Genomic DNA, 18,999 nt, shown 5'->3' with positions numbered 1-18,999 from the left:
GGCGTATAGCTCCGCAGGTGTGTCTACCGCTTCCACGTCTTGGGACGAATCGTTCCGCGAGACTCCAGCAAGAGCCGCGTGCTTTCCAGTTCCTTTTGCAGCACATCGGTATCCGGCAGAACCATCCGGTAGTTCGCCGCCATGACCTTGGTGGGTAAGCCCTCCAGCGCATACCGCGCCAGGGCGAGCCCCTTGTCGGCACAAAGAATCAGCCCCACCGGCGGGTTCTCCTCGGGATAGGCCCAGTGTTCCTTGGCATAGTTGCAGTACATGTGCATCTGGCCCACGTCCGCATGCGTCAGACTCCCCAGCTTCAGGTCGATGATGACCAGGCAGCGTAACTTGCGATGGAACAGCAGCAAGTCCACCCGATACCAGGTCTGGTCGATGCGCAAGCGCCGCTGCCGTCCAATGAAGGTGAACCCTTCACCCAATTCGAGCAGGAAGTCTTCCAGCCGCCGGATCAAGGCGGCCTCCAGATCGGACTCCGAATACTCGTCCTTGAGGTCGAGGAACTCCAGCACATAGGGGTCTTTGATGGCATCGCCGGGCGCGACGGCATCTTCGGGCTTGGCCACCGCGCCCTTGGCCAGCATCGCCGCCTTGTTTTTCGACAGCGCCGTGCGCTCGTAGAACTGGCTGCCGATCTGCCGATCCAACTGGCGCACGCTCCAGCCGCCGCGCAAGGCCTCGGCTTCATAGAACTGGCGCGCATGCTCGTCCTTGACCGACAACAGCCGCACATAGGCCGACCACGGCAGCGTGAAGACCTGCGCCAGCTCGTCCAGCCGCCAAGGCCGCACTGGCTCCGGGGAAGATTCGCCAGACACTGTCTGGCGAATTGGCCGGGTCAGAAAAAACGACCGCATCTGCTGCAGGTTCTGACGGCTGAAGCCACGGCCGAACTGCTGGGTGAGGTCGCTTGCCAGCCGCTCGATCAACTGCTCGCCATAACCCGCGCGCCGCTTGCCCTGTTGCTCGGCCTCCACGATGCGGCGGCCAATCTCCCAGTAGCTGGCCGTCATCAGCGCATTGACGCTGCGCGCTGCCGTCTGGCGCGCGGCATCGAGCAGATCCACGATGCCGCCGTGGATGCCGGCGTAGCCGGCAGGCACGGCGGCGGGTGCGACTCCCGCCATCGCAGGCGCCTTCTTGGTCATGCAGCCACCTCCGCAGGCCGCTGCGCCTCGGTGATCGTCTTGCGCCGGTTCGCCACCAGCTCGGCCGCCTTGCGCACCGGATCGTCCTCGGTGTGGACGTAGCGCATGAACATCGCCACGGTCTTGTGCGCCGTCAGCGCCATGCCGACCTTGACCGGGATGCCCGAGTTGGCAATGTCGGTCGCGGAGCGGTGGCGGATGCCATGCGTGCCGACGTGCGTGGCGCCCGCCGCCTTGAGGGCGCGGCTCCAGCCGCCGTAATACTCGCCCGTGGTCAGGTGCTTGCCGGGATGGCTTGGAGACGGCAGCACATAGGGAGTGCCTTCCTGCCGTGGCGCCGTCGAGAGCAGTCGATAGGCTTCCTCGCTCATGGGCTTGGACATGCCGCCCGTCTTGCTGTCCGGCCAGACCACGCGGCGGTTGTCCAGGTCCACCCAATCCCATCGGAGCGTCACGATTTCGGAGCGGCGGCCGGCGAACTCGAATTGAAGGCGGATCGCCAGCGGGATGACGTAGTTCTCCAGACCCTCGGCTTCGATGTGCTCCAGTCGCCGAAACAGCTTGCCCATGTCCTCGTCGCTGATGAGGTGGGTGGCCTTGCCGTTGGGGTACATCGGGACGTGGCGGCAGGGGTTGGTGCCGTCAGGCCGGTGGCCCCACACCTCGGCCAGGTTGAACATCTTGCGCATCACGCTGAAAGCACGGTTGGCCTCGGCCGGCTTGTGCGCCATCTTCTTCATCGCCGTGGCCACGTCCGGGCGCTTCACGTCCTGGACCTTCAAACGGCCCAGCATCGGAACGATGCAGCGGTCGATGACGGCCTGATACCCGCGCTGGGTGCTGGGCTTGTTGCGCTGCTTGGAGTAATCCTCCATGAACTTGGTACACAGCTCCTTGACCGTGGGGGCTGAACGGGCGGCGGCCTTGGCCGCGCTGGGGTCGCCGCCCCGGCGCACCTCGGCCAGCCATTCCTGGGCCAGCGAGCGGGCCTGCTCGACGGTCAGTTCCCCGTACAGGCCCAGGGCGGGCTTGCGCCGCTCGCCAGCGTTCGTGCGGTACTGGAGCATGAACACCTTGCGGCCCGCTGGTGTAACCTTGCACAGGAAGCCGGGCACCAGCGTGTCCCGGAGTTCGACGGCCTGCGCCTGGGGTTGTGCCGCATCGACTGCGGACTTGGTGAGCTTGAGTTTTGCCACGATGACTCCTCGGAAAGACCCGATTCCCAAGAGCCATGTAGGGGCCATCAGAGGGGAAGCCGGGTCAGGTTTCGGAAAGCACCGGCATATGTTGGACTCGCCTAAGTTATTGATAAACCTGCTGTATCGGGCTTCGGCGTAGTCCAGCAAAGTTCGGTGCTGGAGTCATGGTGAAATGAAAAAAGGGCGCGCCGCTTTCAAGGGACGCGCCCGTCACAGGCACTCATGCTTGGGCGCATATTGTAGGCAAAAGCCTGCACACGCCCTCGCGCTTCAGCGCGCTGGTCGAATCAGGGCGTACTGTTCCCACTCGCCACGGCGGTAGCGCACGTTGATGGCCTTGCTCTTGTCAGCCTGACCGATCGCAGCCTCAAAGTCTTTCAGACTGGAGACTTCGGTGTTGGCCACGGCCAGTATCACGTCGCCCTCGCGCAGCCCGGCGCGCGCCGCCGCATCCGTAGCTGCGTCTACACGCACCCCGCCCTTGATCTTGAGCTTCTGCCGCTGGGCATCGCTCAGCGACGACACCACCAGGCCCAGCTTCTGGGCAGCGGGCGAAGCCTTGGCCTTGGGCTCGGACTGGCTTGGGCTGGCCACGCTGTCATCGGGTTCGATAAGGGCCACGGTCACCGAAAGATCTTTGGTCTGGCCACGGCGAAACACCGTAACGGTGCTGTGCGTGCCAGGCTTGGTATTGCCCACCATGCGTGGCAGGTCAGAAATGCGCTCCACCGCTTTGCCATCAAAGCGGGTGATCACGTCGCCCGCCTGGATGCCTGCCTTGTCGGCTGGCGCACCGGCCTCGACGCCCGTCACCAAGGCCCCTTGTTGCTTGGGCAGTCCGAGCGAATCGGCAACGTCCTTGGTCACGCTGCCAATCTGCACACCGATACGTCCGCGCGTCACATGGCCGGTGGCGCGCAACTGGTCGCTTACCCGAATCGCCTCGTCGATCGGGATCGAGAACGAGATACCCATGAACCCACCCGAACGCGAATAGATCTGGCTGTTGATCCCGACCACCTCACCACGCAGGTTGATGAGCGGACCGCCAGAATTGCCGGGGTTGATCGCCACGTCGGTCTGGATAAAGGGCAGGTAGTCGCCCGTGTCACGCTGCTTAGCGCTCACGATACCTGCCGTCACGGTGTTCTCCAGGCCAAACGGTGAACCAATCGCCATGACCCATTCGCCCACCCGCAGACGGCTGACGTCGCCAATCTTCACCGCTGGCAGACCGGTGGCGTCGATCTTGACCACGGCCACGTCGCTGCGCTTGTCGTAGCCGATGATTTTGGCCTTGAACTCACGCTTGTCGGTGAGGGTGACCATGACTTCGTCCGCACCCTCGACGACATGGGCGTTGGTCATGACGTAACCATCGGAGCTGAGGATGAAGCCAGAGCCCAGACCCGTCGGCTGCTCTTCATCGGGTTGCTGCTGGCGCCGGTTCGGGCGCTGTCCCTTGGGAATGTTGGGCACGGGCAAGCCGAAACGCTTGAAAAATTCCAGCATGTCTTCGTCCATGGCACCTGCCGTGGGCTGCGACGACACCTTCTCCAGCGTGCGGATATTGACGACCGAGGGACCCACCTGTTCTGCAAGATCAGCGAAATCCGGCAAGCCTCGCACGGTGCTGACCTGCGCGTGCGCGTGCATGGGCGAGAGGCTGGCGCTGCCCACCCCTACCGCACCCACAACAGCAAGCACACCCGCCGTGGTCCATGCGTTCAATTTTGTCCATTGGAATTTCATCATGTTGGCCTTTCCTTGTCGGTTCGCGCTGCCTGCGCATGTACCTTCAGAAGCGTGCCGGAACAATTGGTTCCCAGCGCTCGCACAGCGTTAGCGCGTACGCACCAGGCGATTGGCAAACTGCACCAGGGTGGCGGGCGGCACCTCGCCCACGGCCGTCAGCCACGTGCTTGCATCGAGTGGACGCGCCAACGCCTGCGTTGCACCGGCCGACCAACGCGCCACGACCGGCACGGGTTTACCGGAATGCACGGGCTCGAAGAACAGCGACACGGTTGCCAGGCCGTCCGAATAACTGCACTGCATGGTGTCTGGCCGCGCTTGCGGGGCGCGACAGCCCTGCAGAACGAATCCTGGAACCTGCTCACGCAAGGTCCAGCTGCGTTCTCCGTCCTCTAGGCTGCGTTCGGGCGCTACCGCCACGGTGCGGTAGCCCGAGAAATCGTCCATTTCGCGCGACAGCTCGGCAAGCGACACCGAGGCATTCAGGTCCAACTGCACAAAGCTCGCCTGCTCGCGCACCCGGCCATCGACCTGCACCGTCTGCAAGCGCAGCACAAGGCCCGAGCCATGCTCGCTCCACAGGCGGTAGCCAAAGCGCAAGCCATCGCGCGGCTGAAAAAGGACCACATCGGCGTCATGCCCTGCCACACGCTGGCGCCCCTGCCGCTCGGCCCGGTACAGCAAATCCAGCTTGCTGGCCAAGGCCGGTACCGCCCCAGAGAAAGGCACACTGCTGCCCAATGGCTCCGTCACGGCCGTGTGCGAGGCATGGAAAAAGGTCCGCATTTCCCCATTGCGACGGAAGATGGTGCGCGACGGGCCATCGAGTGCCTCGATACGCTCAATATGCTGGTCGCCCTGGCAGGCATGCCAGATGCGTGAGCCACTGGCTGCGCCCGTATCCGTCACGACGACAAAGGTACCCGTGTAGCTGCGCTCCAAGGCAGCATGCTGCACCCGGGCGATCCAGCCAGCAACATCCGAAGGCAGTGGCCCGGCGCGCTCGGCCGAGAGCGCGGCGGCACCCGCTCGGTCAGCAGCGTGGGCTGCCATGCAGGCGCCTAACACCAGCGCCCCCACGAGAAGAAGCCCACTGGCCCCTCGGGCGCCGCGCACGCCTACAAGAGCGCGCTCAGCGCTGCGGGGTCTCAAACGTCGCATTGCGCAAGAAACCAGCGGGCATTTGAAGGGCCGAGGCGCCGCCGTACTGCTTGTGGGCAGCCAGCAGCTCATCGAGACGAGGATCGCGGATCATCACCGCCGGACCGGCCTGGGCCAGCTCGGTCTGCTCCGTGCCCGCGGAGGGTTGTGTGACGACGGCCAGCTGCGCGCCTTGCGGAGCCTCGCTCTGCAGGACGGAGAACGAATTCCAGCCAATGGCGGCCACCGCGGCCAGCGATGCGAAACCGGCCACCATTTTCCAGCGAAACAAAGAATCGTTGGCGGCCGGCGCAACCACCGCCGGCTGGCTGGAAAGCACGGGCGCAGCCGGTTCGTTCGCTAGGGCACTGCGCATCCGCTGCAGAAATTGCGTGCTGTCGCCGGCGCGCGCCAGCTCCGGGGCGCGCAATACGTCACCAATCAAATGGTAGTCACGCCAACGCGCGCAAGCGCTGTCCCGCGCGCACAGTGCCAGCGCCTGGGCCAGTTCCTCACCTTGCAGCTCGCCATCGGCCAGCGCCGAGAGAAGCTCCTGTTCCTTCACATCCAGTTCCATGGTGTCCACCTGCATTGTCCGGTTGCCGTCCACCTACCAGCGCTTGCCCGACTGGTTTTCCAGCATCGGGCGCACACGCGCCGAAATCGCCTCCCGCGCCCGAAAGATGCGCGAGCGCACCGTACCGATCGGGCAATCCATGGCCTCAGCAATCTCTTCGTAGCTCAGGCCTTCAATTTCCCGCAACGTCACTGCCTGGCGCAAATCGGCCGGCAGGGCTTCCATGGCGGCGTTCACCGCCTGCGCAATTTCCTGTGCAGCCAGCACCGTTTCGGGTGTTTCTTCTGTGCTTGGTTCGTAGCGCGGGCGGGAAGTTTCATCTTCCTCGTCGTTACCGGGCGCGGCACCGTCGTACACCACCGGGTTGCGCTTGAGATCGAGCAGCGTTTTCTTGGCGGTATTCACGGCAATGCGGTACAGCCAGGTATAAAACTGCGCTTCGCCGCGGAACTGGTGCAGCGCGCGGTAAGCGCGGATAAAAGTCTCCTGAGCGATGTCCGGCACCAAATCGGTGTCGCGCACCATGCGGCCTATGAGCCGCTCGATACGGCGCTGGTACTTGATCACCAGCAGTTCAAACGCGCGCTGATCACCCGCCACGCTGCGCTGCACCAGCTGAAAATCAGCATCGGGCGCACGCGGCTCGGCAGGGGCAACGGAGGAGGAATCGGTCATGGGTAAATCAAGCGCTGGCCGCAAGCGAACGACCGAGCTGCGGAGGGGCTCGCCGCCCTCATGGCATGCGTTCCCCGTGCTGGCAGCTTGCGGGCGAGGGCCTCGCCGCATTGGGCCGCGAATATACCGCACGGCGCAAATCGAGCCAGCGTACGGATTGCTGCCTTTGCTCGACAAACAGCCAGACGGGCGGCGCTGCCTGGGGAAAGGCAAGCGCCATCTGGCGCTGCAAGTCGAGCTGCACCACGACCATAGGGCCCAATGCCTGCGCGGCGCTCCCCCCTGCTGCCCGGCGCAACTGCCAGGCCGTACCGTCCCAAGCCAGACGGCCGACCGGTTGGCGCATCCAGAAATGGGCCCCCAGCGCGGCTGCCGCGCTCCACACAAGCAAGACAGGCAGGACCGCAGCGCGCAGCGCGCCCGCATCGCGCAAAAGCCACGCCGCAAGAATGGCCAGGCTGCCAACATGCAGCAGCAGAAGCACAGCAGCCAAACGGCCGCTGCGTTCGATGGGGTATTCCACCGCAGGCGCTGGGTAGCGCTCGGTACCGGCGCCCATGGAACTTGTGAGGAATGGAAATACGCGCGGGCCGTGGCGTCAGACGCGCCGGAACACCAAGGTGCCGTTGGTGCCGCCAAAACCGAAATTGTTCTTCATGGCGACATCCACCCGCATATCGCGCGCGGTGTTGGCGCAGAAGTCCAGATCACACTCGGGGTCCTGGTGGTCCAGGTTGATGGTGGGCGCCACCTTCTGGTGGTAGAGCGAGAGAATGGTAAAGATGCTCTCGATGCCGCCAGCGCCGCCCAACAGGTGGCCGGTCATGGACTTGGTCGAACTGACCACCAGCTTGCCCGCATGGTCACCGAATGCCGCCTTGATGGCATGCGTTTCATTCAGATCGCCCAGGGGGGTAGAGGTGCCATGGGCATTGAGGTAATCCACGTCACTGGCGTTCATGCCGGCGTTGCGCAACGCGCTCAGCATCGCGCGGCGCGGGCCGTCCATGCTGGGCGCTGTCATGTGGCCGGCGTCGGCGCTCATGCCAAAACCGCACAGCTCCGCATAGATGCGTGCGCCGCGCGCCTTGGCGTGCTCGTACTCTTCAAGCACCACGACGCCTGCGCCCTCGCCCAGCACAAAGCCGTCGCGGTCGCGGTCCCAGGGGCGCGATGCCGCTTGCGGGTCGTCGTTGCGGGTGGAAAGCGCGCGCATGGCGGCAAAACCGCCAATGCCGAGCGGCGAAACCGTCGCTTCGGTGCCGCCCGCCACCACCACGTCGGCGTCACCGTACTCAATCATGCGTCCGCCTTCACCAATGCAGTGCAGACCGGTGGTACACGCCGTGACGACTGCGAGGTTGGGCCCCTTGAAGCCAAAGCGCATGGAGACATGCCCGGCCACCATGTTGATGATGGAGGCCGGCACGAAGAACGGCGTAATGCGCCGGGGGCCGCGGGCCACGAGTTCGGCGTGGGTGTTTTCGATCAGCGGCAGGCCGCCAATGCCCGAACCGATCACGCAGGCGATACGGGTCGCCAGCTCTTCATCCAGTGCCTCGCCCACCGGCAAGCCAGCATCCTGCACAGCCTGTGCGGCGGCGGCGATACCGAAGTGAATGAAGGAGTCCATGGAACGCGCGTCCTTGGCGCTCATGTAGGACTCAAGGTCAAAACCCCGCACTTCGCCGGCGATCTTGCAGGCGAAGGCCGACGTATCAAACTTGCTGATCGGGCCAATACCGGATTTCCCGGCCAGGACGTTGGCCCAGGCATCCACCACCGTGTTTCCCACGGGACAGACGCAACCCAGGCCGGTCACGACAACGCGACGACGGCTCATGCGTAAACCTTGTGCTTGAAAATCGCTCAACGCGGCGCAGCGCGCCGCTCAAGCCTTCGGATGGGACGTGGCGTAATCAATGGCGTTTTGCACCGTGGTGATTTTCTCGGCGTCTTCGTCGGGAATTTCGATGCCGAATTCGTCTTCCAGCGCCATCACCAATTCGACCGTGTCAAGCGAGTCGGCACCGAGATCGGCCACAAAGGCTTTTTCGCTGGTGACCTGCGACTCTTCCACGCCGAGTTGCTCGGCAATGATCTTTTTGACGCGTGCTTCAATATCGCTCATGGTTTCACTCTGGGTGTTGGTAGATTAATTGGGGATTCTAGCCGGTTCGTTCGTGCACTCGGACACAGTTTGCAGTGTCGCGAACACGCGCGAATTTACAGCAATTACATGTACATGCCGCCATTGACGTGCAATTCCTGCCCCGTCACGTAGCCGGCCTGCGGCGAAGCGAGGTAGGCAACGGCATGGGCGATGTCTGCAGGGCGCCCCAGATGGCCCAGTGGAATCTGGTCCAGCAGCGCCTTTTGCTGCGCTTCTGGCAAGCTGGCGGTCATGTCGGTGTCGATGAAGCCCGGCGCCACGCAGTTGACCGTAATGCCCCGGCTGCCCAGCTCGCGCGCCAGCGAGCGCGCCATGCCGGCAACGCCCGCCTTGGCGGCGGCATAGTTGGCCTGACCCGGGTTGCCCGAGGCGCCCACCACACTGGTAATGCTGATGATGCGGCCAAAGCGCTGCTTCATCATGGGGCGAATGGCGGCGCGGCTGACGCGAAACACCGCACTCAGGTTGGTGGACAGCACCGCATCCCAGTCGTCGTCTTTCATGCGCATGGCGAGCTGGTCGCGCGTGATGCCGGCGTTGTTCACCAGCACCTGCAAGCCGCCCAATTCCTTGACAGTGGCGTCAATCAGCGCGTCCACCGCCGGCGTGTCGTTCACATCGAGCACCACACCACGGCAGCCGGTATGCGCCGAAAGCGCGGCGCCAATGCGCTGGGCGCCCTCCTGCGTGGTGGCCGTGCCCACCACCTGGTAGCCACGCTGGGCAAGTTCGAGCGCGATGGCCGCGCCAATGCCGCGCGAAGCGCCAGTGACCAGCGCCACACCGAGGGTCTTGTCATTTGCCTGGGTCATGCGAGAAGCTCCTTGGCTTGTTCGAGAGACGCGGGGTCGAACACCGCGGCGCCCGTCAATTCTGCGTCGATGCGGCGCACCAGGCCGGTGAGCACCTTGCCTGGGCCGCATTCGATGATGTGCGTGGCCCCCATGGCCTTGAGCTGCCGGATGCACTCGACCCAGCGCACCGGGCCAAAGGCCTGGCGGTACAGGGCGTCGCGGATGGCGTCGACATCGGTCTGCACTGCCACATCAATGTTGTTGACGACCGGAATCTGCGGCGCGGCCATTTCCGTCGCCGCCAGCGCGGTGCGCAGCTTCTCGGCTGCCGGGCGCATCAGGCTGGAGTGAAAGGGAGCAGACACCGGCAGAGGCAGCGCACGCTTGGCACCCGCCGCCTTGAGCGCCTCGCAGGCGCGCTCGACGGCGGCCTTGCTGCCGGCAATCACGGTCTGCGAGGGATCGTTGAAATTCACCGCCTCGACAGTTTCCTGCTCATTTTGGCCGTAAGCGCTTGTCACCTCTGCGCATACAGCTATGACTTTTGAAGCATCCAATCCCAAAATGGCGGCCATGGCGCCGCTGCCCACCGGGACGGCCTCCTGCATGGCCGCAGCGCGCAGGCGCACCAGGGGCGTTGCCTGCGCCAGGGTGAGCACGCCGGCGGCCACCAGGGCGGAATACTCCCCCAGCGAATGGCCCGCCAACGCCATGGGCAGGGCGCCGCCCTCGGCGCGCCAGACGCGCCACGCGGCCACGCCCGCCACCAGCATGACGGGCTGGGTGTTGGTGGTGAGGGCCAGCGCCTCTTTGGGGCCTTCCTTGATCAGCTTGCCCAGATCTTCCCCCAACGCGTCCGAGGCTTCGGCCAGTGCGCCCACGACGGCGGGGTGGTCGCCCCAGGCGTCGAGCATGCCGACGGCCTGCGAGCCCTGGCCGGGAAAGACAAATGCAAAAGAATTCATGTCGGAAATATGAGTAAAAACAGCCTCTAGCGCTTATTGGGTAAGCGCTACCAGCTACATTTTCAGGAGTACCGAACCCCAGGTAAAACCGCCGCCCACACCTTCGAGCAGCACCGTCTGGCCGGGCTTCACCTGGCCGGATCGCACCGCATGGTCGAGCGCCAGCGGAATCGACGCGGCCGAAGTGTTGCCGTGCTGGTCCACCGTGACGACGACCTTTTCCATCGGCAACTTGAGCTTGCGCGCCGTGCTTTGCATGATGCGGATATTGGCCTGGTGCGGGACCATCCAGTCGAGCACGCTGGCCTCCATGCCGGCCTTGTCCAGCGTGGCACGGGCCGATTTCTCCAGCAGGCCCACCGCCAGCTTGAAGACCGCCTGGCCATCCATCTTGAGGAAGGGGTCGCCACTGGCAACACCGCCCGACACATGGCCGGGCACGCACAGGATGCCCACATGCTTGCCGTCGGCGTGCAGGTCGCTTGCCAGGATGCCCGGCTGCTCCGACGCCTCCAGCACCACCGCGCCAGCGCCGTCGCCAAACAGCACACAGGTCGTGCGATCACGGAAATCGAGCAGACGGCTGAAAATTTCGGAACCCACCACCAATGCGCAGCGGGCGTTGCCGGCGCGAATCATGGCGTCCGCCACGGTCAGCCCGTAAATGAAGCCGCTGCAGACGGCCTGCACATCAAACGCCGGGCAGCCATTGGCGCCGAGTTTGTTCTGCAGGATGCAGGCGGTGGACGGGAACACCATGTCCGGCGTCGACGTGGCCACGATGATCAGGTCGATTTCGCTCGCATCGCGCCCGGCCGCCTGGAGCGCATGGCGCGCAGCATCCAGCGCCATGTCGCTGCACTGGACGTCGTCGGCCGCGAAGTGGCGGGCGCAAATGCCGGTGCGCTCGACGATCCATTGGTCGGATGTCTCGACGCCGCCAGCAGCCAGTTGCGCGACCAGATCGGCGTTGGTGATGCGGCGGGGCGGCAGGTGGCTGCCGGTGCCGGTAATACGGGAATAAAGAGTCATCGGGCAGAAGCTGGCGCCGCAGAATCGTCGCTCTGCGCGGCACCGGCCTGCCTCAGCAGGGGCGCGGCGCTGTCAATACGCTGACGAACACGGTCCAGAAGGTTGTTGCGGGCTGCATCATACGCGCGGCCCAGGGCCAGTTCGAAGGCCAGTTCGTCGGCCGAACCGTGGCTTTTGAAGACCAGCCCGCGCAGCCCGAGCAGGGCAGCGCCGTTGTAGCGCCGGTAGTCCATGCGCTTCATCAGCGCGGCCAGCACCGGGTAGGCAACGAGCGCAGCGAGCTTGGTGAACAGATTGCGCTTGAATTCCTGCTTGAGGCCGCCAACGATCATGCTCGCCACGCCTTCACTGGCCTTGAGCGCCACGTTGCCGACAAAACCGTCGCACACCACGATATCCGCCGTGCCCTTGAAGATATCGTTGCCTTCGACGTTGCCGTAGAAATTGAGGGTTCCGGCCTCGCCGGCCGCGCGCAGCAGCTCGCCCGCGCGCTTGATGACTTCACTGCCCTTGATGGCTTCTTCGCCAATATTGAGCAGGCCCACGGTGGGCTGCGCGTTGCCGCCCAGCGCGGCCACCAGGGCCGAGCCCATCACGGCGAACTGCAGCAGGTGTTCGGCCGAGCAGTCCACGTTGGCCCCCAGGTCCAGCACGGTCGTGGCGCCGCCTTTGTCGTTGGGCAATTGCGAGGCAATGGCGGGCCGGTCGATGCCGTCGAGCGTCTTGAGCAGGTAGCGCGCAATGGCCATCAACGCGCCGGTATTGCCGGCCGACACGGCCGCTGCGGCGGCGCCGTCCTTGACCTGCGCAATGGCGACGCGCATGGACGAATCCTTTTTGCGCCGCAAGGCCACCTCAACCGGGTCGTCCATGGCGACCACCTCGCTGGCCGGCACGACGCTGGCGCGCGCGTGGGCGAACCCGGCCAGCGCATCGGGCAGGCCGACGAGCAGCAGGCGCGCCTCGGCGTGCGAATCAAGAAAGCGGCGGCAGGCCGCCAAGGTGACGCGGGGGCCGTGGTCACCCCCCATGCAATCGACTGCCAGTGTGGTCATGAATCGGTCGGGCAATTACCGCTCAGGCGGCGAATGGGGAAAGCGTAGCACCCAAAACAAAGGCCCGCGCTACAGGCTTTGTAGCTACGGGCCTTAGGCCGGCGCTGATGCGCTGGGTGATCAGGCTTCGGACTTGTTCTTCAGCACCTGGCGACCACGGTAAAAGCCGTTGGGGCTGATGTGGTGGCGCAGGTGCACTTCGCCCGTGGTGGGCTCCAGCGCAATGCCGGGCACGTCCAGCGCGTTGTGCGAACGGTGCATGCCGCGCTTGGAGGGGGATTTCTTGTTTTGCTGAACAGCCATGATCGGCTCCTGGGTTTGAATAGGTTGGTAAAAACGCGATCAACCCATCAAAGACAACCGGGGGATGCGCGCGAAGCCTACGATTATAACGCAGGCCGTCTACTTCTTGTCCTTGCCGACCCGAAGGACCGCCAGCGCGGCAAATGGGTTCGGTCGCTCGGCGCTCGCCGCATCGAAATCCTCGTCGCTGGACTGCATGGGCAAGTGCGCGGGGCAGACGTCGTGGCGCGGCACCACGGGCAGGGCCATCAGCAGTTCATCTTCTATCAGCTCATGCAGCGAGAACTCGCGGCTGAGCGCCAGCAGGTCTTCCTCGGCGTCGTCGTCCAGCGCCTCGGCCGTGGCCTCGTCGGGGACGAAGCGAAACCAGCGGTCGACGTCCAGCGGCACATCCACCGGCGTAAGGCAGCGCTGGCACTGCATGGGAAAGGTGGCGTGCACGGTCAGGTGCAGCCATAGCTGCGGCGCGCCAACGTCAGCCACGGCGCTGCGCAACTCGCCCTGCGCCTGCCAGTCGACCAGCAGAGCTGGGTGCAGGCCCTTGGCTTCCTGGGCCAGGCGCTCGTAGGTGAGCAGGGACTCGTGTCCGGCCAGGTGCGCGGATGCCTGCACGAAGGCCTTCACGTCGAGTCGGTCGGGAGAGTATTCCTTGGTCATGCGCGCAGTGTAAGAGAATCGTGCGATGCCTGAACCCCTCTCCGAAACTGGCGCAAACACGCGCCCGCTGGTTCTCGGCTCCAGCTCGCGCTACCGGCGCGAACTGCTGGAGCGCCTGCACCTTCCATTTACCGTTGCATCTCCCGACACCGACGAAGCCCCGCTGCCCGGCGAGGCGCCGCGCGCGCTCGCCTTGCGCCTCGCCCTGGCCAAGGCGCACGCGGTGGCGGCGCAGCACCCTGGTGCCGTCGTGATTGGCTCAGACCAAGTGGCCGACCTGGACGGCGAGCCGCTGGGCAAGCCTGGCGACCACACGCGTGCCACGCAACAACTGCACCGCATGAGCGGGCAGACCGTGATCTTCCAGACCGCTGTCGCCGTGGTCTGCCGGGCCACAGGCTTCGAGCAGGTCGATATCGCCCCTGTAGAGGTGCGTTTTCGCACGCTGGACGGCGCCACCATCGAGCGCTACCTGCGCGCCGAACAACCGTATGACTGCGCCGGCAGCGCCAAGAGCGAGGGCCTGGGCATTGCCCTGCTGGACGCCATCGTCAGCGACGACCCCACCGCCCTGGTCGGCCTGCCCCTGATCCGCACCTGCCGCATGTTGCGCGCGGCTGGACTGGTGCTGCCATGAGCGGCGACACCCCAGGCACCACGCGCGGCCGGCTGCTGCTGGTGCCGGCACCGCTTGATTTCGGCTGCGAAACGCAAACACCGCTGCAAGACACGCTACCCGCCGGCACCCTGCAGGCTGCCGCCCGCACCACGCACTGGGTCTGCGAGAACGCCAAGAGCGCACGCGCCTACCTCAAGCGCATTGGCGAGCTGCACCCACTCGCCAGCCCGCTGCAGGAGCAGCACATCACCGAACTGCCGCGCGCAGTCCACAAGAAGGGCGACCACGGCGCCCAGGGCGCTGCGCGCTTTGACGCGCGCAGCCTGCTGGCGCCAGCGCTGGCCGGGCACGACGTGGGCCTGCTGAGCGAAGCCGGCATGCCCGCCGTCGCCGACCCCGGCAGCTCAGTGGTGCGCGCAGCGCACGAGCTGGGCGTGGCCGTGGTGCCGCTGGTCGGGCCGGTGTCCCTCTTGCTCGCGCTGGCTGCCAGCGGCCTCAACGGTCAGAATTTTGCCTTTGTCGGCTACCTGCCGCAGGACGCCGCCGAGCGTGCGCAGCGCATCGCTTCCCTGGAGGCCTTGGCCCTGCGCACCGGGCAAACCCAGCTGTTCATCGAAACGCCCTACCGCAATGCCGCCCTGCTCCAGGCGCTGGTGCAGACCTTGCAGCCCGCCACGCGCCTGGCGGTCGCCAGCGGCCTCACCCTCGCCGACGCCAGCATCCGCAGCATGGAAGCGCGCCAGTGGCGCCACGCCGAGCCGCCAGGGCGCCACACACCGGCCGTGTTTGCCCTAGGGCGTTAGAGCGCCCTCACTTAGTCCCAGGGCGTTGGAACGCCCCTCCACTCAATGGTGGTGCGCCAGTTGCCCCACGACGGTCACCAGCACCATGCCGGCAAACAGCCACAGCACCTGGTGCAGCGTCTGCCGGGCCGTCAGACGCTTTTGCAGCTGCGGGATCAGGTCCGCCAGCGCGACGTACACAAAGCTGCTCGACGCCACCACCAGGAAGTACGGCAGGGCGAAATCGAGCCGCTCGATCAGAAAATAGCCCAGCACGCCGCCCAAGGCCGTCACTGCGCCGGCCAGCGACACCTTCACCAAGGCCATATTGCGGTTGGCGTTGCTTTGCTGCAGCACAACCAGGTCGCCCATGTGGTGCGGCACTTCGTGCACCAGCACGGAAAGCGCCGCCACAAGCCCGAGGCGTAGGTCGGCGACGAAGGCCGACGCGATCAGCACGCCGTCGCCAAAGCAGTGCACGCTGTCGCCGGTGAGCACGGTCCAGCCCCCCATGCGGGAGGCGCCCTGCTCGCCATGCGCGTGTACGCCGTGCACATGTACGCCGTGCGGGTGGGCGTGGGAATGCGGATGGCCGTGCGCATGGCCGGGTGCGTCCGGCGCATGCTCATGGCCGTGGTGCCAGAGCTCGGCCTTGTCGAGCAGGAAGAAAAACACCAGGCCAACAAGCAAGGTCGCAAAGAGCGCCTGGGGATCGATGGGGCTCTCGAACGCCTCGGGCAACAAATGCATGAACGCCGTCGCCAACAAAGCGCCGGCCGCCAGGCTCAGCAGATGCTGCGGCCCCACGCCCTGCCCTTGCGCCCTGCCAAGGCCGGCACGCATCAGCCACGCGGCCACCCACACACTGCCAATGCCGGCCGCCAGCGTGGCCAACACAATTACTATCAAAATCATAGCTATCTACGCTTTTCCTGTATGCCCTATGGGCTATTTTTATTAAACTTTTTGCTTTCAGCGCACGCCGTGCTCACCCAACCAGGCCAGCGCCTTGTGCCAGCCATCTTTGGCGGCCGCCGCCCGGTAGCTCGGCCGGTAGTCCGCATGAAAGGCGTGCGGCGCATCGGGGTAGGTGACGATGCGCGAGGCCTTTGCCGCATCCGAGCCTGACGCCAGGGCTGTGCGCATGCGCTCGATCGAGGCCTGCGGGATCCCGGTGTCCGCCTCGCCATACAGGCCGAGCACGGGGGCGCGCAGGATGGGGGTGAGCTCCAGCGGGTGCTTGGGGGTGAGGGCTGTGGCGGCGCCTTCGAGCCGCCCGTACCAGGCCACCGCGGCCTTTACCGGCCCGTGCGCTGCGTACAGCCAGGTGATGCGCCCGCCCCAGCAAAACCCGGTGATACCGGCGCGCGACGTGTCGCCGCCGTTCTGCGCGGCCCAGTCCAGCGCGCTGTCGAGATCGCCCATGACCTGGGCGTCTGGCACCTTGGAGACGAGATCCGCCATCAGCCTGGAAATGTCGCTGTACTTCGACGCATCGCCCTGGCGCGCATACAACTCGGGCGCGATGGCCAGGTAGCCCTCGCGCGCCAGGCGGCGGCACACGTCGGCAATGTATTCGTGTACACCGAAAATCTCCTGCACCACCAGCACCACCGGCAAGAGCGTTTTCCCCGCAGGCTTGGCACGGTAGGCGGGCACCTGAAAGCCATCGCGCTCGTAGTGCACACGGCCCGCGTCCAGTCCTTCGGCGGAGGTCGCGATGGCCGTCTGCGCCATGAGCGGTGCGGCCGCCGCGGCATAGCCCAGCCCCACACCCGCGTGCAGCACGGTGCGGCGGCGGGCGCCGCTCTGCGTGGCCCGCCCAGGCGCAAGGGAATCGATCTCGGTGCAAATATCCTGCAAGGACATGAAATTTCTCCGTAACGGCAACCACACCGCCAACGCGCAAGTCTAGAGCTTGCGCGCCTGCGGCGCTGCGAGCGCGTCGCGAGCGGCCACTCTCGCTGCTGTCGGCTGAAGTGCCCGGCGACCGCGCCTTCATGCCAGGCGGCATGCGTTGGGTTTTAAGTGAAAATAGCCTCTAGCACTTATGCAGCAAGCGCTAACAGCTATCAACTAAATAGCGTTTAGAAAATACCCAAACCCAGTCCGGTAGCCAGCGCCTCGCCCAGCGCGCGGCAGCGCTCCAGATCGCCGCTCTCAATCTGCTTGGGCGCCAGAATGGCCTCGGGCGTCTGGGCGTGGGTGCAGACAATGAGCGGCTCTGCCACCGCCTTGAGGCGCCAGCCGGTGGCAATGCGCGCCACCTGCCGCGCCGCATTGCTGCCGTCGCTGCCCGCGCAGATAAGGCTGGCATAGGGCCGGCCATTCACCCGGTCCAGCACCGCGTAGTAGCTGCGGTCGAAAAAATCCTTCACCACCCCGCTCATGGCGGCCAGGTTCTCGGGCGTCGCAAACAGGTAGCCGTCTGCCGCCAGCACGTCCGGCGCTCCTGCCTGTGCAGCGTGCAGCAGGCGCACCGTGCAGCCTTCGTCCGCCGCGGCACCAGCACGCGCCGCCTCGGCCATTTGCCGCGTGCCATCGGTGAACGAGTGGTAGACGATGAGCAGCGTCTTGCGCGCGGCCATGCGGCTACAGCGCCATCGACGGCCTTTGCGCCATGGCGGCGCGCCAGCGCAGCAGGTGCGGGTGCTGCTCACCCGGCTTTTGCTTGACCACGCGCGCAAAGTCCACGGCCACCACGGCGGTGATGTCGGCGACGCTGAAACGCTCGGTGGCCACGAAGTCGCGGCCCGCCAGGCGGTCGTTGAGCAACAGGAAGAACTGCTCCACCCGCGCCAGCCCTCGCTGCGCCAGCTCAGGAATCTGCGGGTAGTTCACCGCGCCGGGCAACGCCCGGTTGGCCATGGCGGGCGCACTGTTGCGCAGGGCTTCGGCAACGGCCAGCAGGCCCTCGAACTCCATGCGCCAGTTCCAACTGGCGATCTCGGCTTTTTCCTCGGGCGTGGTGCCCAACAGGGGCGGCTCTTGAAAGCGCGCTTCCAGGTAGGCGGCAATGCCGGGGTTGTCGGTCAGCACCAGGCCGCCCTCGGTGCGCAGCGCCGGCACCGTGCATTGCGGGTTGATCTGGCGGTACGCCTCGCCCAACTGCTCGCCGGAGCGCAGGTCCACCGCGACGGTGGCGTGCGCCACGCCCTTTTCAGCAAGAAAGATGCGCGCGCGGCGCGGGCTGGGCGCCGTGGCGCAGTCGTAGAGGGTGATCATGGTGGTGTCCTTTGGTTCAGGCCGACGGCGCGAGCTTGTCCTGCGTCTTGGTGTCGAAGTCGCTGGCGTCGTGCCGCTCGTGCAACTGGCTGGCGGGATCGCCCCAGGTGCGGTTGACCTTGCGGCCGCGCTGCACCGCCGGGCGCTGGGCAATCTGGTCGGCCCAGCGGACCACATGCGTGTACTCGTGCACCTGCAAGAACTCGCCCGCGTCGTAGAGCTGGCCCTTGGCCAGTGCGCCGTACCATGGCCAGATCGCCATGTCGGCGATGGTGTAGTCGTGGCCGGCGATGAACGCGTGCTCGGCCAGGCGCTTGTTCAGCACATCCATCTGGCGCTTGACTTCCATGGCAAAGCGGTCGATCGGGTATTCGAACTTCTCCGGTGCGTAGGCGTAAAAATGCCCAAACCCGCCGCCCAGAAACGGCCCGCTGCCCATCTGCCAGAACAGCCACGACAGGCACTCCGCGCGCGCCGCGCCGCTGGCAGGGACGAAGGCGCCAAATTTCTCCGCCAGATACAACAGGATGGCGCCGGACTCGAACACCCGCACCGGATGGGCGGCATCACTGCGGTCCAGCAGGGCCGGAATCTTGGAATTGGGGTTCACCGACACGAAGCCGCTGCCGAACTGAGCGCCTTCCTGGATATTGATCAGCCAGGCGTCGTACTCGGCCCCGCTGTGGCCTGTCGCCAGCAACTCTTCCAGCAGGACCGTGACTTTCACCCCGTTGGGCGTGGCCAGCGAGTACAGCTGCAGCGGGTGCTTGCCGACCGGCAGTTCCTTGTCGTGCGTGGGGCCGGACACCGGCCGGTTGATGCTGGCGAACTTGCCGCCGTTTTCCTTGTTCCAGTGCCAGACGGCAGGCGGGGTGTAAGGGGTGGGGG

22 protein-coding genes are annotated in these 18,999 nt (G+C 65.6%); 2 read left to right on the top strand and 20 right to left on the bottom strand.

The annotated features are described in order from the left end of the window. Positions 1-23: 23 nt before the first annotated feature. The 15 genes from AC07ZH_RS15385 to AC07ZH_RS15315 form a co-directional block, all read right to left on the bottom strand. The gene (locus AC07ZH_RS15385) at positions 24-1,160 is read right to left on the bottom strand and encodes a PDDEXK nuclease domain-containing protein (RefSeq protein WP_003056224.1); all 1,137 of its coding nucleotides are present in this window, start codon (positions 1,158-1,160) and stop codon (positions 24-26) included. Then, on the bottom strand, positions 1,157-2,356 hold the full coding sequence (locus AC07ZH_RS15380) for a tyrosine-type recombinase/integrase (protein WP_003056225.1): 1,200 nt from the start codon (positions 2,354-2,356) through the stop codon (positions 1,157-1,159). Before AC07ZH_RS15380 ends, AC07ZH_RS15385 begins: the two co-directional genes overlap by 4 nt. A 273-nt stretch (positions 2,357-2,629) precedes the next feature. After that, positions 2,630-4,114: a DegQ family serine endoprotease gene (locus tag AC07ZH_RS15375; RefSeq protein WP_414080284.1), complete on the bottom strand. Its 1,485-nt coding sequence runs from the start codon at positions 4,112-4,114 to the stop codon at positions 2,630-2,632. 87 nt (positions 4,115-4,201) lie between these two features. Continuing rightward, positions 4,202-5,167: a MucB/RseB C-terminal domain-containing protein gene (locus AC07ZH_RS15370; RefSeq protein ID WP_158606134.1), complete on the bottom strand. Its 966-nt coding sequence runs from the start codon at positions 5,165-5,167 to the stop codon at positions 4,202-4,204. Between the two features lie 79 nt (positions 5,168-5,246). Beyond that, positions 5,247-5,831, bottom strand: coding sequence for a sigma-E factor negative regulatory protein (locus tag AC07ZH_RS15365; protein WP_199665410.1), 585 nt, complete (start codon positions 5,829-5,831; stop codon positions 5,247-5,249). Between the two features lie 33 nt (positions 5,832-5,864). Next, positions 5,865-6,506 (bottom strand): RNA polymerase sigma factor RpoE, encoded by a 642-nt coding sequence (rpoE, locus tag AC07ZH_RS15360; protein WP_414080285.1) that lies wholly within the window; start codon positions 6,504-6,506, stop codon positions 5,865-5,867. Positions 6,507-6,564: 58 nt separating this feature from the next. After that, a complete protein-coding gene (locus AC07ZH_RS15355) occupies positions 6,565-7,065 on the bottom strand; it encodes a hypothetical protein (RefSeq protein WP_414080286.1) in 501 nt (166 codons plus the stop codon). A 39-nt stretch (positions 7,066-7,104) separates the two neighbouring features. Next, positions 7,105-8,349 carry a beta-ketoacyl-ACP synthase II gene (gene fabF, locus AC07ZH_RS15350; RefSeq protein WP_414080287.1) on the bottom strand — a complete coding sequence of 415 codons (1,245 nt, stop codon included), beginning with the start codon at positions 8,347-8,349 and terminating at the stop codon, positions 7,105-7,107. Positions 8,350-8,397: 48 nt separating this feature from the next. Then, positions 8,398-8,637: an acyl carrier protein gene (gene acpP, locus AC07ZH_RS15345; RefSeq protein ID WP_106445373.1), complete on the bottom strand. Its 240-nt coding sequence runs from the start codon at positions 8,635-8,637 to the stop codon at positions 8,398-8,400. Between the two features lie 104 nt (positions 8,638-8,741). Further along, positions 8,742-9,491 (bottom strand): 3-oxoacyl-ACP reductase FabG, encoded by a 750-nt coding sequence (gene fabG, locus AC07ZH_RS15340; RefSeq protein ID WP_119108349.1) that lies wholly within the window; start codon positions 9,489-9,491, stop codon positions 8,742-8,744. Then, positions 9,488-10,438, bottom strand: coding sequence for an ACP S-malonyltransferase (gene fabD, locus AC07ZH_RS15335; protein WP_414080288.1), 951 nt, complete (start codon positions 10,436-10,438; stop codon positions 9,488-9,490). Before fabD ends, fabG begins: the two co-directional genes overlap by 4 nt. A gap of 54 nt (positions 10,439-10,492) precedes the next feature. Beyond that, a complete protein-coding gene (locus tag AC07ZH_RS15330; protein WP_414080289.1) occupies positions 10,493-11,470 on the bottom strand; it encodes a beta-ketoacyl-ACP synthase III in 978 nt (325 codons plus the stop codon). After that, complete coding sequence (gene plsX / locus AC07ZH_RS15325; protein WP_119108352.1) at positions 11,467-12,525, bottom strand: phosphate acyltransferase PlsX; 1,059 nt, start codon at positions 12,523-12,525, stop codon at positions 11,467-11,469. The genes AC07ZH_RS15330 and plsX overlap by 4 nt, the downstream gene beginning before the upstream one ends. A gap of 120 nt (positions 12,526-12,645) precedes the next feature. Then, positions 12,646-12,828 (bottom strand): 50S ribosomal protein L32, encoded by a 183-nt coding sequence (rpmF, locus tag AC07ZH_RS15320; RefSeq protein WP_119108353.1) that lies wholly within the window; start codon positions 12,826-12,828, stop codon positions 12,646-12,648. Between the two features lie 99 nt (positions 12,829-12,927). Beyond that, positions 12,928-13,485 (bottom strand): YceD family protein, encoded by a 558-nt coding sequence (locus AC07ZH_RS15315; RefSeq protein WP_119108354.1) that lies wholly within the window; start codon positions 13,483-13,485, stop codon positions 12,928-12,930. Positions 13,486-13,510: 25 nt separating this feature from the next. On the opposite strand from AC07ZH_RS15315, the gene AC07ZH_RS15310 reads away from it, so the two are divergent. Together AC07ZH_RS15310 and AC07ZH_RS15305 are read left to right on the top strand one after the other, a co-directional pair. Beyond that, positions 13,511-14,122, top strand: coding sequence for a Maf family nucleotide pyrophosphatase (locus AC07ZH_RS15310; RefSeq protein ID WP_414080290.1), 612 nt, complete (start codon positions 13,511-13,513; stop codon positions 14,120-14,122). After that, positions 14,119-14,907 carry an SAM-dependent methyltransferase gene (locus tag AC07ZH_RS15305; protein WP_414080291.1) on the top strand — a complete coding sequence of 263 codons (789 nt, stop codon included), beginning with the start codon at positions 14,119-14,121 and terminating at the stop codon, positions 14,905-14,907. Before AC07ZH_RS15310 ends, AC07ZH_RS15305 begins: the two co-directional genes overlap by 4 nt. Positions 14,908-14,949: 42 nt before the next feature. On the opposite strand, the gene AC07ZH_RS15300 is transcribed toward AC07ZH_RS15305, so the two are convergent. From AC07ZH_RS15300 to yghU, 5 genes are all read right to left on the bottom strand, one after another. Beyond that, positions 14,950-15,801: a ZIP family metal transporter gene (locus tag AC07ZH_RS15300; protein ID WP_414080292.1), complete on the bottom strand. Its 852-nt coding sequence runs from the start codon at positions 15,799-15,801 to the stop codon at positions 14,950-14,952. A gap of 57 nt (positions 15,802-15,858) precedes the next feature. Next, entirely contained in the window at positions 15,859-16,755 is an 897-nt protein-coding gene (locus tag AC07ZH_RS15295) for a dienelactone hydrolase family protein (protein WP_119108358.1), read from the bottom strand. A gap of 218 nt (positions 16,756-16,973) precedes the next feature. Then, the gene (locus tag AC07ZH_RS15290; protein WP_414080293.1) at positions 16,974-17,474 is read right to left on the bottom strand and encodes a flavodoxin family protein; all 501 of its coding nucleotides are present in this window, start codon (positions 17,472-17,474) and stop codon (positions 16,974-16,976) included. A gap of 4 nt (positions 17,475-17,478) precedes the next feature. Continuing rightward, entirely contained in the window at positions 17,479-18,111 is a 633-nt protein-coding gene (locus AC07ZH_RS15285; RefSeq protein WP_414080294.1) for a glutathione S-transferase family protein, read from the bottom strand. Between the two features lie 16 nt (positions 18,112-18,127). Further along, positions 18,128-18,999: glutathione-dependent disulfide-bond oxidoreductase (yghU, locus tag AC07ZH_RS15280; protein WP_495200463.1), on the bottom strand; the 872-nt coding region annotated here is incomplete at its 5' end.

The organism is Simplicispira sp. GW247-4R2A (assembly GCF_059424465.1).
This window is presented reverse-complemented; position numbering and strand designations above follow the sequence as displayed.